The organism is Millionella massiliensis, from assembly GCF_900104655.1.
Taxonomy (GTDB): Bacteria; Bacteroidota; Bacteroidia; order Bacteroidales; family Rikenellaceae; genus Rikenella; species Rikenella massiliensis.
In genome coordinates, this window is sequence record NZ_FNWD01000002.1 from 1,357,445 (window position 1) to 1,371,869 (window position 14,425).

Below are 14,425 nucleotides of genomic sequence, written 5' to 3' on the forward strand. Positions count from 1 at the left end.
TACCATATCACCGCAGAAACTACCACCATAACACTGTCAATCAAAGGCATCCATACCCACACATCTGGGAGACATCAATAAAACAAGAATCTACACTCAACACAAGACGTACGACAGGTTGACATACCCTCACTTCTCTTTCACAACTATCACTATTTACAGGAGAGATAAAAGACTAGAAGCTACGTCCTAGCAAAAAATATCCCTCCTCGAATAAATTCCCTTACTCCGGACATCAATAGAAAAGGCCGCGGCAGAACGATTTGTCTGCACACGGCCATTGATTTATACCGCAACCAAACGTCTTCTCCAGACGCATTTACTGGACAACCGGTTTTTCAGGCAACGTGGCCCCTTCGTTGTAATGCTGGTTATTGGGTAAACCACGCCGACCGACACCGGCTTTCATCAGCGCCTTGAGTTCCGGCAGATGGTAGCGATAGATGTCGCGCGGCAGCACGGCATGACGCTTGCACAGCGATGCCGCCATCCCCACCACTTCGCCCATCATACCGGTCGTACGCATCACGCGAACCGTACCGAGCGCAACATGGGTTACACTGATGTTGCGACCCGCCATAAAGAGATTCTCGACATTGCGCGAATAAAGGCATCGATACGGGATAGGGTAAGGATGGATATTAATGTGCTTGGCAATGGATTTGAACTCCTGACCGCCGAAGTGACGAGAATTGGCCGGATCCGGATAGTGGAGGTCGATGGACCAGGTGGTCGCGGCCGAGCCATCCTCGTGCACCACATAGCGACGCAGATCGTCCTCCTTCAGAATATAGTCCCCCAACAGACGACGCGACTCCCGCTTGCCGGAGATATAGGCTACCCAGCCCAGCTCCCGGTTTCGGTACTTCTCGTTCTCCTCCAGACCATTTTTCAGAAAGCTCCAGTTGGAATAGACCACCAGCAAACCATAGTCACGAATACGTTCAAAATCGCGGATCTGATCGAGTTGCATCCCGGTCTCCCAGGTCCACTCGCCCATAGTTACCCGCTCGCAGTTCCCGGCATTGAACTCAACACCATAGCTGAACTCCGGAAAATCACTTTCGGCATCGGTTTCGACCGAATACCATTGAACCGAAGCCCCCATCGTCATGCTGTCGGCCACTTCAGGAGCGGTACTTTCGCCGAACTCGTCGCGGCTTTCGCGTCCCATCCGATAGTCGGCGCCGGCCAGATAGCCAACCGTACCGTCACCCGTACAGTCACAGAAAAGAGGAGCCGTAAAGCACAGTTCGCGACCAGTCTCGATGTGCCGTGCCACGACACCCGTAATACGCGAGTCCTCTGTTTCGACAGCCAGCGCCCGGTAATTTGTGAACAGGGATACATTCTTCTCATTCTTCAGCCAGTCCATCTTCTTGGCATCCTCATAATACTCCGCAGGCTGAGCATTACCACCGCGCGCCGGTCCAAACTCTTTCTGCAGGCTGCCGAGCTCCTTATAGGGCCCCACTTCGATACGTCCGCCGAGGTGTACGCGCACTTCGGAACTGTTATTACCCCCCAGCACGGGACGATCGTTAATCAGCGCCACCTTGCAACCCAGACGGGCAGCCGAAACAGCGGCACTCATACCGGCGATCCCGCCGCCGACTACCACCAGATCGAACGTCCCGGCCGTCGGCGGATCGACATTCAGGCCGAGCCGTTCGCGCCGGAAGGCTTCGAGACCGGCCGGGTCGGACGGGGGCAACACCCCGGCCTCGGTCGTGAAATAGATCGCGTCGCAACGGCCGTCAAAACCGGTCAGGTCATGCAGCCGCAGGGTCGTCTCGGGCTCTTTGACCGTCACCTCGCCGACCGATTGCCACATCCATTTGTTTCCTTCGCAACCCAGTTCGGTACTGAGCCGCTTGTTACCGACCGACAGTGTGAAGCGGCCCGGACCGGCACCATCATACCAGGGCGAGGTCCAGTTGTAGGTACGGACATAGACGTGATAGGTACCCTTTTCGGGCAGCGTTATGGCTGTCTCGGCATCTTCGACGGGACGTCCCATGCCGTGAGCCAGCAGGTAGGGCGACCCCATCAGGTCCATAAACTGCTGGTCGACGACCCAACCGCCTTTGCGGTCGAAGTTTTCGGCCTCGACGAGCAGATCACCGGCCGAAGCAGTACCCACGGCAAAGAACACCGCCAGTGTAAGGAGTTTGATTTTCATAACTTGGGGGGAAATATTAATTGGGGGTGTAAAATATCAGGATAAGAAAACCGATTAAAAGGCCTGGACAGAGAAACACACCGGTGGAGAACATTACCCCGGGGGTTCTCCGCAAGAAACCTCCCGGCACCCGAAGAGACTGTGACAACGTTCATACGCGCACCACCAGCCGCTCAGTTTATCTGCAACACCGTCTCTTCTATCTCCCATCCGTGCAAGCAGGCACCACACGAGGGGTCTACTGTCACCCTGTCTATATGAGAAAGAGGAAAAGACCCATTGGCTTTTCCTCTTTTCCTGAGTCCTTCCGGTTTGGGCAACTACCGTTTCTCGCGACGGTTCACAATCAGGCGGATCAGTTCGCCGACCCACAGCACGATGGAGGTCGAGGCGATCACAATCAGCCAGTCGCGCAGCGACAGCGGCACCACACGGAACACTTCGCCGCCGAACGAAACGATCAGAATCTGCCCCACGACGATCAGCGATGCCACGATCAGGAAGCCCGTATCGTGCAGCAGCCCGTGGAAAGCGGTTCGGCCGCTGGCATAGGCCTTGGCATTAAACATGTTCCAGAACTGAAGCATCACGAACACCGTAAAGAAGAGCGAGAGTTTGTAGGGCGTCACCCCTTGTCCCGTGTGGCCGAAAACGTAGAGCAGCGCCAGGAGCACCACCACGAAGCTCAGCCCGGTCCAAAGGATCGAACGACGCATAAAGGGACTGATAATAAAGTCGCTCGTACGCCGCGGTTTGTGGGTCATTTCCCGTTTGTCGGGCGGCAGCGAGGCCAGTGCACCGGCCGCAAAGGTGTCCATAATCAGGTTGACCCACAGCATCTGCGTCACGGTGAGCGGCAGCGTGAAGCCGAGCAGCGACCCCATGAAGACGATGGTCAGCGCGGCCACGTTGATGGTCAGCTGGAACAGCACGAAACGCTGGATGTTGCGGTAAACCGACCGTCCCCACATCACCGCCGTGGCGATGCTGGCGAACGAGTCGTCGAGCAGCGTGATGTCGCTCGCCTCCTTGGCTACGGAGGTACCGCTCCCCATCGAGAGCCCGACGTTGGCGAAGTTCAGGGCCGGGGCATCGTTCGTACCGTCGCCCGTCACGGCCACCACCTCGCCGCGCCGCTGGAGCATCTGCACCAACCGCTGTTTGTCCATCGGCCGCGCACGCGACATGATCTTGATCGAGCCGACCCGTTCAAGGGCCTCTTCGTCGCTCAGCGCCTCCCACTCGACACCGGTGATCTCGTTCTGCGGCCCATCCGTAGCGGGATTCCACAGCCCGATCTGACGCCCGATCTCGCGTGCCGTACCCGGCGTATCGCCCGTCACGATCTTCACGGCAATACCGGCGCTCATACATTCGGCCACAGCCGCCGGCACATCCTCGCGCACGGGGTCCATGATGGCGGTAAAGCCGGCAAAGGTCAGGCCACCCTCCGACACCAGCGTCTTGATACGGTCCGAATCGTAATGCGAATAGTCGGCTTCGGGCAGCACCCGGTAGGCAAAGCTCAGCGTACGCATCGCCTTACCCTGGTAATCGAGCAGCTGGGCTTCGATCGTCCGTTTCTGTTCGTCGGTCAGCCCGGTGCAGTGGGCGAGCACCATTTCAGGCGCCCCCTTCACGTAGAGCAGCGTCGCTCCGGACTGTCCTGCCGCAGCCGAACGGACGATGGTCGCCATATATTTGTGACGGGTCGAGAAGGGCAACTGGGTCACAGTCTCGGCCGCGCCGCGCAGCGTGGCATACTCCTGACCGCGACGATCGAGCCAGAGCAACAGGGCCCCTTCGGTCGGGTTACCGAGCGGCTTCGGATGCTCGGCATCGTCGCGATTCAGATTGGCAGTCGTATTGACGGCAATTCCCTCATAAACAACCGCCTCGGGCACTCCGAAATCGAAATGGGCGGCTTCGACGCTCATCTGGTTTTTGGTCAGCGTACCGGTTTTGTCGGTACAGATCACGGTCGTGGCCCCCATCGTTTCGCAGGCGTGCATCTTGCGTACGAGGTTGTTGGAGCGGAGCATCTTGCGGATGGAGAGCGCGAGCGACAGGGTGACGCTCATCGGCAGTCCCTCGGGCACGGCCACCACGATCAGCGTAACGGCCACCATGAAGTAATTGAGGATACGCCCGGCGGCATCGAGCCCGATCCACGAATCGGCCGACAGCGGATTGACACCGAAGAGCAGCCCGATGGCGGCAATGGCTGCGAAGACCAGCAGCCCGAGCACAAGCCAGAACATCCAGCCCAGTTTTTCGACCGCAGCGGGCAGATCCTTATTCTTGCCGGCCAGATAGTAGGCATCGTAAAGGATCGGCACCCACACTTTGACCAGTGCCACGGCGGCTCCGGCCAGCACGGCCCCCACGAGCCCGAGTTGGCCGAGGGTGTAGTGATTCTGTCCGCCGAAAATATCTTTGAGGAAAAGCGAGAGGAAGGTAATCAGCGCCAGGGCGAAACCGACCACTCCGATCAGCTTGGCGAGGCGATCGAGCTGACGGTTCAGCGGGGTCACCTCTTCGGATTTGACGGTCGCCTGTCGGGCCACTTTCCCGAATTCCGTCGCATCGCCCACGCGGATCACCCGCGCAATGCCGTGGCCGTCGATCACGGTCGTCCCGCGCAACACATGGTTGCCGGGATAGGTGGCATCGGGTTTGAAGTCTTCGGGGTGGATGGTTTTCGAAGCGGAGGGTTCGCCCGTGAGGTTCGACTCGTTGACCTGCAGCGACACGGCCTCGATCAGTTCGGCATCGGCCGGAATCTCGTCGCCGGTCTCGAGCAGGATGATGTCGCCCACGACGATCTCCTTCTTGCCGACTTCGCGCACCTGGCCGTCGCGGATTACGCGCACGGGGCTGTCGTCATTGACCTGATTGAGAATATCGAACTTTTTGGCGGCATCGACCTCGAACCAGAAGGCGACGCCGGTGGCCAGAAAAATGGCGCAGAAGATACCGATGGTCTCGTAGAACTCGCCATGCACGAACGAGATGCCGAGCGACAAAAAGGCGGCGATCAGCAGGATGCGGATCACGGGATCGGAGAATTTCTCGAGGAAGAGTTTCCACAGTGGCGTGCGGGGCGGCGGTGTGAGGTTGTTGCTACCGTACTTCTCGCGGCTCTCGGCCACTTGCTGCGGATTGAGTCCTTGCAGTTCCATAAGGGGTTTGTCTGGGGTTATTAGGGGCTATGCCCGCCACTCGCGGCGGCGGGATTAATTGAATATGAGTTTCAGAATGTCATTCCCGTTGGCCAGGATCACGATACCGAAAACGATAACCATGCCGACCAGTTGGGCACGTTCCATAAACTTGTCGCTCGGGGCGCGTCGGGTAATCATCTCGTAGAGGATGAAGACCATATGCCCGCCGTCGAGCATCGGAATGGGAAGGATGTTGAGCACGGCCAGCATGATGGAGATCAGAGCCGTGATCTGCCAGAACGAGAACCAGTTCCACTCGCCGGGGAAGAAGTTGCCCATGGCAATGATCCCGCCGACGGACTTGTAGGCTTCGGTTTCGGGCGAGGCGATGAGTTTCAGTTGTTTGAGGTAACTGCCGATCGAGGTGAAGGTGCGGTTGAATCCGACCGGAATCGACTCCAGCAACGAGTACTGGCGGGTACTGATGGTGTAGAGGTCGGCGAGGTTGACTCCGGCCAGGTAGGCCCCGACCTGCCCTTCGGCCGACACGGGAACGGCAGCCGTCATCTGCTTGCCGCCGCGGATAAACGTCACGACGGCCGTATCGCCCTTATGCTGGGCAAAGGCTGTTCGGAATTCGTCGAACCAGCGCATCGGGATGCTGTCCACGGCCACGAGCGAGTCGCCAGGCATCAGCCCGGCCGCCGCGGCGCCTCCGCCGGGAGCGGTCTTCCCGACCACGAACGGGGTACGCAGCGAGATGAACTGTTTATCCTTGAGCATCGACTTGATGTACTTCTGGTCGATGGTGATGGTCATGGGCTGTCCGTTGCGTTCGATTTGGACTTCGCGGGCGTCGTCGAGCAGGATAACGGCCGGAATCTGGCCGTAGTTATCGACATATTCACCGCCGACGGAGAGGACTTTGTCCCCGTCGCGGAACCCGATTTCGTGCGCCACTTCACTGAACATGAAACCGTTATCCACATCCTTGGTCTTGATGTAGGAGTCGCCCCACGTGAAGGTGATACCGATATAGATCACGATGGCCAGCACGATGTTCATCAGCACACCGCCGACGATAATCAGCAGCCTCTGCCAGGCGGGTTTGGAGCGGTATTCCCAGGGTTGGGGTTCGCTTTTGAGTTGATCGGTGTCCATCGATTCGTCGACCATGCCGGCGATCTTGCAATATCCGCCGAAGGGGACCCACCCCATGCCGTACTCGGTTTCGCCGATACGGAACTTGAAGATCGAAAACCAGGGGTTAAAAAAGAGGTAGAACTTATCTACCCGCACGTGAAACAGCTTGGCAAACAGGAAGTGGCCGAATTCGTGGACCAGCACCAGCAGCGAGAAGCAGGCGATCACCTGCACGACTTTGATAAAGATCTCCATGGAGAGAGGTAAGTGGGTGTTTTTTTAACAGTTCAACTTCAGGGTGTGTATGGCATCGCGGGCGGTCTGACGGGCCGTGGCGTCGAGCGCCACATAATCGTCGAGCGTCCGGGGGGTGGCGACGGGCAGCGCATCGAGCGTCTGCCGGATCAGCCGGTATATGTCGGTAAAACGGATCCGCCCTTCGAGGAACTCCGCCACGGCAATTTCGTTGGCGGCATTCATCACGCAGGCGCCGCCGGAACCGTAGGCTCCGCCGAGCACCTCGTAGGCAAGTCCGAGGCAGGGATATTTCCGGGTATCCGGAGCGGCAAAGGTCAGAGCGCCGGCCGCTACGGGATCGTACGGCACGCCGCCCCCCACGGGCAACCGATAGGGGAACGTCAACGCATACTGGATGGGGAGCCGCATATCGGGCATTCCCATCTGAGCCTTGAAGGCTCCGTCCTCGAATTCGACAAAGGAGTGGATCACGGACTGCGGGTGGACCACCACGCCGATCCGGTCGGCAGGCATGTCGAAGAGCCAGCGGGCTTCGATCACCTCGAATCCCTTGTTCATCATCGTGGCGCAATCGACCGTAATCTTGCGCCCCATCTCCCAGCAGGGGTGTTTGAGGGCATCGGCCGCAGTCATCCGTTCGAGGGCATCGGCCGGTACGTCGCGGAAAGCACCTCCCGAGGCGGTCAGCACGAGCCGCTTCACGGAGGAGGACATCTCGCCGACCAGACACTGGAAAATGGCGGAGTGTTCGGAATCGACCGGGATGATGGGGGCCTGACACCGCTTGGCTTCGGCCATCACCAGTTCGCCAGCCACCACAAGGGTCTCCTTGTTGGCCAGGGCGATCTTCTTCCCGGCCCGCACGGCAGCCAGCGTAGGAGCCAGTCCGGCAAAACCGACCATGGCCGACACGACGGTATCCACCCCGGCCGAGGTTACCGACATGGCGGCAGCATCGGCTCCGGCGTAGACTTTGACCGGCAGATCGGCCAGCGCGGCCGACAGCGGTTCGTAGCCCGTTTCGTCGGCAATCACCACGCAGTCGGGTTCGAACTCGCGGGCCTGTCGGGCCAGCAGTTCCCAGTTCCGGCCGGCCGCCAGCATTTCGACTTCGAACAGTTCGGGATGGGCGCGGACCACGTCGAGGGTCTGGGTCCCGATCGAACCGGTCGAGCCGAGCAGGGCGATACGTTGCCGTTTATGTTCCATCTTTTTCTCCACGCCGACAGCTTTAGAATACGATATAGTTTTCAGGATCCACCGGAGTTCCGTTGTACCACAGTTCGAACGTAATGTACGGGACCTTGTTGTCGACCATCGCGCCGGTCACGGCGATCGACTCGCCGGCACGGACATGTTCGCCGGTGGTTTTCATCACCTTGGCGACCTGTTTATAGACCGACACCAGATTGCCGCCGTGCTGAATCACAACGACGTTCCCGGTTTCGGGGTTCCACGTATTGAGCATCACGGTGCCGTCGAGCACGGCCATGACGACCTGATTGGCTCCGGGGGCGATTTCAATCCCGTAGATCCCATCCTGAGGCGCAAACGCCTTGGCGATCAAGCCTTTGACCGGAGGAAGCATCTCGAACGTATTTTCGGAGCGAGTCGTCGTACCGGCTTCGAGCTGATAGGGCGATCCGTCGAGGGTCATCTGTTCGCGCAGCACGGAGTCGAGCGGAATCCGCGCGGCGACACTCCCCTTGATCCCTTCACGCCGGGCAGTATCGGTGTCGGGCTGGGGGACCTGCCCGTCGAGAATCTTGGAGAAATTGGCATGATACTCTTCCCAGCGCTGCACTTCGAGCGAGAGGGAGTCGAGTTTCATGATGTTGGCAATCAGCGCCTGACGCGACCGACTGCCGGGATAACCGGGGATCAGGTCGAGCACCGGGGTATAGGCTACGGTGGTCAGCGAGGCGATGAACACGACCAGCAACAGCGCCACAACGGCCAGGATCATATTGATACGGCTGACAAAGACGTGCCAGATCTCCTGCCCGGTGCGGACGTTCCGCAGCGAGAGTTTATTGCGTTCGCGGAGGTAACCGACGATATCCTTAAATTTCATGTATCTGTTTTAATCTTACAAAGATAGTTTTTTCCCGTGAAACCATCCCTTTCTTCGGTCATAAACCGCTCATTCCGCCGTAATTTACCGGCCGCCGTCTCCGCCCGACCACAGCGCTTCGGACGGGGAATCCGACGGGCCGCCGCCTCAACGATTTTGCCGCCGGATACAGAACATGCACTTTCCACCGGCAGACACGTCTCCCCAGAGCCTCACGACAGCCGCGACGACAGATCGTGATATTAAACGTAAATGAAGTGAAAATAAGATATGACCACGCGCACTTTTCGCTCTTTTATGCAGCTTCTGACAACAGCCCCACCCCATTTTCAGCAGCCAATCCATACAGCCGCCACACTTTCGCCTTTTACGGAGAGAATCCCCCGAAGCCATTGATATCCCCCCACTTTTCCACAAAACATCATTCGCAGAAACCGCCCATCCTCCCACGATACATTCTGCCCTGTACAACAGCCACCGGTCTTCTACCTTGCTGCATGAAACGGCTCTCCTCCCCCGATACTGCACCAACCACCCATTCCCTACGATATGATACAAAAAAGGCTCACACTCCCAGCAAGCCTCAACAGGCGTCCCTTGGAAAATGTGAGCTCCAAACATTCGGGCAGTCCCGACACACGGGAGACATGCCCTTCGGATTACCGGATATCTTCGTCGCGAATACCGAGTTCCTTGATCTTGCGGTAGAGCGTACGCTCCGAGATGAAAAGTTCGGCAGCCGCCTCCTTGCGCCGCCCGTGATGACGCTTCAGGGCCTGCACGATCGCCTCACGCTGAGCCTCCTCCTTGGTTTGCGGGAGACGTTGTTCGACCGGAGGTTCCTCGGCAGGAATCTCTTCGGCAGCCGTCTCGATATAGCTGTCGTTGTGGGAGGTGGCAAGCGAAGTGGGAAGCAGCGTATCGCCGATCTTGACCGGCAGCGACGAGGTCGGATAGGTCGTAACGGGATGGCTGCCGCCGTGGTGCTGGTTGGCCGAAAGTTCGGCGACCATACCTTTCAGTTCGGAGACTTCGCCCCGCAGATCGAAAAGCAGTTTGTAAAGAATATCACGTTCGGTCGTATTGGCATACTCGCCCCCACCGTGAGCCACCGGAACGGGCATCAACTGGGTAGTGGGCGCCGCATAATCGGGCAGATAACGCCGCAGGGTGTCGGGATCGATCTCGCGCTGCTCCTCAACGGCCGAAATCTGCTCGGCTACGTTTTTCAGCTGCCGGATGTTGCCGGGCCAACTGTAGGTCTCGAGCACCTGACGCGCCTGAGGGGTCAGGCTGATGGGGGGCATGCGGTACTGCGTCGCGATGTCCGCTGCGAACTTGCGAAACAACAGATGGATATCCCCCTGCCGTTCCCGCAGCGGCGGTACGGTGATGGGGACCGTATTGAGCCGATAGTAGAGGTCCTCGCGGAAACGGCCGGCTTCGACCGCCTGCCGCAGGTTGACATTCGTAGCAGCCACCACGCGCACGTTGGTTTTCTGGGCTTTGGAGGAGCCGACGCGGATAAACTCGCCGCTCTGGAGCACACGCAACAGACGCACCTGGGTCGTGAGGGGCAGTTCACCCACCTCGTCGAGGAAGATGGTTCCCCCGTCGGCCACTTCGAAGTAACCCTTGCGGCTCTCGGTCGCTCCGGTGAACGAACCCTTTTCGTGGCCGAAGAGCTCGCTGTCGATGGTTCCTTCGGGGATGGCGCCGCAGTTCACGGCGATATAGTTGCCATGCTTGCGTGCGCTGTAGGCATGGATAATCTGCGGGAAGAACTCCTTACCCACACCGCTTTCGCCGGTAATCAGCACGCTGAGGTCGGTGGGAGCCACCCGCAGCGCTACCTCCAACGCCCGATTGAGCGCAGCGGTATTACCGATAATGCCGAATCGTTGTTTGACGCTTTGTAGTTCCATAGTCTCAGACAAAGTTACGATTTTTTGTCACGTTGCGCTTCACTTTCCCTGCCGAAATGTCCACCGGGCGCCCAGACCGTTTCCGTGGCACAAACCTTGCAATTTATCGGGTGTATAACCGCCGGACATACGCGACGCACCCCGTTCCCGCCACTTGCAGAAACAACCGGTCGTCCACGTCCCGCAAAAAAATAACACCCTATGAAAGACCTGTTCATGAGAAAAATGGAGAGCACCGGCCGGGCCGTCAGGAACTGGTGGCTGCTGTTGCTGCTGGGAATCGCGGTATTCATCACCGGGATTTTCATCTTCACCTATCCGGGAGCCAGTTACGTAGCACTGGCCCTGACCTTCGCCGTACTGATTCTGGTGGCCGGAGTCGTAAACATCGCCCTGGCTGCCACCAACTCCAATGCCGCCGTCGGCCGAGGCTGGCTGCTGGCCGGCGGGATCATGGAACTGCTGATCGGGCTAATGCTGATGATCTACCCGTCGGTTTCGGCTGCCACACTCCCCTTCTTCCTGGCATTCTGGCTGATGTTCCGCAGCCTCGGACTGATCGGCACCGGCAGCGACCTGATGTCGCTGAAGGTGCCGGGCGGCCTGTGGACCATCATCGTCGGTTCGCTGTTGCTCCTGTGCTCGGTGCTGATTCTGGTTCACCCCGTACTGTTCGGCGTCGAAGCGGTTGTCATCTGGGTCGGCATCTCCTTCCTGATGGCGGGGATCTCCCTCTCCGTGCTCGCCTTCGAACTCAAGAGCCTGCACAAGCATTTTTCGGAGTAACGGGGCGGTACCCGCTTTTTAGAACTTTCCCTTGAACCAATCTCCGAGCGGTCGAACCGAAGCGGTCAGCCAAAGCCGTCGAACCCAATTGGCAAGCCCAATTCCACCCCAATCGGTATAAATCACCGCCCCCGTAACGTAGACAGGCACCCTTGCCCTGCTACCGCGCCACACGGTTGCCAACCTGTCACCACCTGCGCAGGGAGATCGAAAAAGTCGCGGGGAGCGTACGCTTCGAATGCGTATGCTCTCCGCGACTGTCAAAAATACCCTGCTTAATCGGAGCGGCGAGGTTCAAAAAGATTCGGGTCCGTGAAGTTTCACCGAAACTTCACGGACCCGATCTCTTTTCAACAGTCAACTGCAGGCACTATGCCAAGCGGCGTGCACCGTCCGAAATAACCACGGGGTACACTTTGCAGTCGATACCGAAGCGTTCTTTGTACTTCGCTTTGGCCGTGTTGATGAAGTCATCGTACTTGGGTGCGGGCACCACGTTGATGGTACAGCCGCCGAAGCCACCGCCCATCACGCGCGAACCGGTCACGCCACACTCTTTGGCCACTTCGTTCAGGAAGTCGAGCTCTTCGCACGATACTTCGTAGAGGACACTCATGCCGATGTGCGTACCGTACATTTTCCGGCCGACGGTTTCGTAGTCGCCGGCAGCCAAAGCAGCACAGGCGTCGAGCAGACGAGCCACTTCGTCGATCGCGTATTTGGCGCGGATGTAGTCTTCCTGCGAAATCTGGCCGATGACCTCTTCGAGCCACTGCGGCTGTGCGTCACGCAGGAATTCGACTTCGGGGTGTTTCTGCTGGATGGCCTTCACGGCACGTTCGCAGCTCTCGCGACGTTTGTTGTAGGGCGACCCGACGAGTTCGTGTTTCACGCAGGAGTCGATCAGCACGACTTTGTAGCCGTGCGCTTCGGGGTCGAAGGGCACGTACTGGAATTCGCCGGTTTTGCAATCGAGACGCATCAGGTGGCCGGCTTTGCCGTGGATCGAGGCAAACTGGTCCATGATGCCGCATTTAACGCCCACATAGTTGTGCTCGGTAGCCTGGCCCACTTTGGCGAGGGTCATCTTGTCGAAGCCGAGATCGAGCAGGTCGTTCAGTGCGAAAGCGTAGGTCGACTCGAGGGCGGCAGAGCTGGACATCCCGGCTCCCAGCGGCACGTCGCCGCTGAAGACGGTGTCGAAACCTTTGATCGTGGCGCCGCGTTTGGTGAGTTCGCGGCACACGCCGAAGAGGTATTTGGCCCACTGTTCCTTCGGGGCGTCGTCTTCGCTGAGACCGAATTCGGAGCTTTCACCCAGGTCGAGGGCGAAGGCACGCACTTTGTCGGTTCCGTTGAAGATGATTTCGGCCACCATGCCTTTGTCCACAGCGCCGGGGAGCACGAAACCACCGTTATAGTCGGTGTGTTCGCCGATCAGGTTGATACGTCCGGGCGAAGCAAACAGGGCGCCTTCGGTGCCGTAGAGTTCCTTGAATTTATTCCGTACTTTGGTAATATCCATAATTTCGAAAGCGAATGGGTTAGTCTATCGGGAATTAGTCTACCTTGATGTCTTTGTTGACGTTTTTGCAGCCGAGCAGGGCGTAGTAGAGGATGTAAGCCACGGCAGCGAAGATCACCCAGTAGGAGGCCATGTAGTTGCCGGTGAGGTCGGCCACGCCACCCTGGATCAGCGGCAGGATACCGCCACCGCAAACCATCACCATGAAGAGGCCGGAGCCCATGGCGGTGTATTTGCCGAGACCTTCAACGGCGAGGTTGAATATGCCGCCCCACATCACGGAGGTGCAGAGACCGCAGAGCACGAAGAACATCACCCCCATCGGCACGGCAGCCATTGCGAAGCCGGTACCGGTGAAGACGGGCATGCTGACGGTGATGGTCGAAGGAGTGTACATGCCGACCAGCAGGAAGATGAGGGCCAGCAGGCAGACGAAGGTGATCTGAGCTTTTGCGGAGAATTTACCGCCGAGGACACCGCCGATCAGACGGCCGCACATCATCAGGAACCAGTAGGTGCCGACCACCGAACCGGCCAGCGTGGCATCGAGTCCCATACCGGGAGTTTCGGCCGTGGGGGCGTTGGTCAGGAAGAGGTTCACGAAGTTGGGGATACCCACTTCAACACCGACATAGAGGAAGATAGCCACGGTACCGAGCACGAAGTGACGGAACGAGAGGGCGCTGTGTTTGTCTTTGACGCCTTTTTCCTTCTTTTCGACTTCGCGGTTGGGCTCCGGCAACTGCATGCTGGCGAGCACGATGAAGGCGAGGGCGAAGATACCCATGGCGATGAAGAGGGCGGGAGCAGCGTCGCTGATGGTAGCGTTAGCGGCGTTACCCATCAGGTAGCCGACCAGGATCGGAACGATGGTAGCCGAGATGGAGTTCAGCGTACCGCCGAATTGGATCAGCTGGTTACCTTTTTTGCCACCGCCACCGAGGGTGTTCAGCATGGGGTTCACGACGGTGTTCAGCATACACATCGAGAAACCGGAGATGAAGGCACCGCAGAGATATACACCGAAGCTGCGGGCTTCGCCGGAGAGGAACTGAATGCCGACGCCGACGAAACCGACGGCAATAGCCAGCAGCGCAGTTTTTTTGTAGCCGATTTTCTGGAGGAGCAGACCGGCCGGAATGCCCATAAAGGCGTAGGCGATGAAGTTGGCCGCATTACCGAGTTGGGACATCCAGTTCGCTACGGCAAACTGATTCTTGACGATCACGCCGATAGGGTTCGTCAGCCCGGTCACGAACGAGATCATCGCGAAGAGGGCGAACATCATTGCGATAGGCAATACGTAGTTCTTTTTCTGTTGAGTTTGAGTCATGTTTGATGATTTGATTGTTAATTAAGTATTGATGG

9 protein-coding genes are annotated in these 14,425 nt (G+C 58.3%); 1 reads left to right on the forward strand and 8 read right to left on the reverse strand.

What is annotated here, in order from left to right:
- Positions 1–319 precede the first annotated feature (319 nt).
- From BQ5379_RS05325 to BQ5379_RS05350, 6 genes are all read right to left on the reverse strand, one after another.
- Positions 320–2,182: an FAD-dependent oxidoreductase gene (locus tag BQ5379_RS05325; RefSeq protein WP_071134479.1), complete on the reverse strand. Its 1,863-nt coding sequence runs from the start codon at positions 2,180–2,182 to the stop codon at positions 320–322.
- A 320-nt stretch (positions 2,183–2,502) separates the two neighbouring features.
- Positions 2,503–5,364, reverse strand: a complete 2,862-nt coding sequence (locus tag BQ5379_RS05330; RefSeq protein WP_071134480.1) for a calcium-translocating P-type ATPase, PMCA-type — start codon at positions 5,362–5,364, stop codon at positions 2,503–2,505.
- Positions 5,365–5,418: 54 nt separating this feature from the next.
- Positions 5,419–6,744: an RIP metalloprotease RseP gene (gene rseP / locus BQ5379_RS05335; RefSeq protein ID WP_071134481.1), complete on the reverse strand. Its 1,326-nt coding sequence runs from the start codon at positions 6,742–6,744 to the stop codon at positions 5,419–5,421.
- A gap of 24 nt (positions 6,745–6,768) precedes the next feature.
- A complete protein-coding gene (locus tag BQ5379_RS05340) occupies positions 6,769–7,956 on the reverse strand; it encodes a 1-deoxy-D-xylulose-5-phosphate reductoisomerase (RefSeq protein ID WP_071134482.1) in 1,188 nt (395 codons plus the stop codon).
- Between the two features lie 22 nt (positions 7,957–7,978).
- Entirely contained in the window at positions 7,979–8,821 is an 843-nt protein-coding gene (locus tag BQ5379_RS05345; protein WP_071134483.1) for a murein hydrolase activator EnvC family protein, read from the reverse strand.
- Between the two features lie 659 nt (positions 8,822–9,480).
- Positions 9,481–10,746 (reverse strand): sigma-54 interaction domain-containing protein, encoded by a 1,266-nt coding sequence (locus BQ5379_RS05350; protein ID WP_071134484.1) that lies wholly within the window; start codon positions 10,744–10,746, stop codon positions 9,481–9,483.
- Positions 10,747–10,947: 201 nt separating this feature from the next.
- Between BQ5379_RS05350 and BQ5379_RS05355 the strand changes: the two genes are divergently transcribed.
- Positions 10,948–11,532, forward strand: coding sequence for an HdeD family acid-resistance protein (locus BQ5379_RS05355; RefSeq protein ID WP_071134485.1), 585 nt, complete (start codon positions 10,948–10,950; stop codon positions 11,530–11,532).
- A gap of 370 nt (positions 11,533–11,902) precedes the next feature.
- On the opposite strand, the gene galK is transcribed toward BQ5379_RS05355, so the two are convergent.
- Both galK and BQ5379_RS05365 read right to left on the reverse strand, forming a co-directional pair.
- Complete coding sequence (gene galK, locus BQ5379_RS05360) at positions 11,903–13,057, reverse strand: galactokinase (protein WP_071134486.1); 1,155 nt, start codon at positions 13,055–13,057, stop codon at positions 11,903–11,905.
- Between the two features lie 34 nt (positions 13,058–13,091).
- The gene (locus BQ5379_RS05365; RefSeq protein ID WP_071134487.1) at positions 13,092–14,390 is read right to left on the reverse strand and encodes an MFS transporter; all 1,299 of its coding nucleotides are present in this window, start codon (positions 14,388–14,390) and stop codon (positions 13,092–13,094) included.
- Positions 14,391–14,425 lie beyond the last annotated feature (35 nt).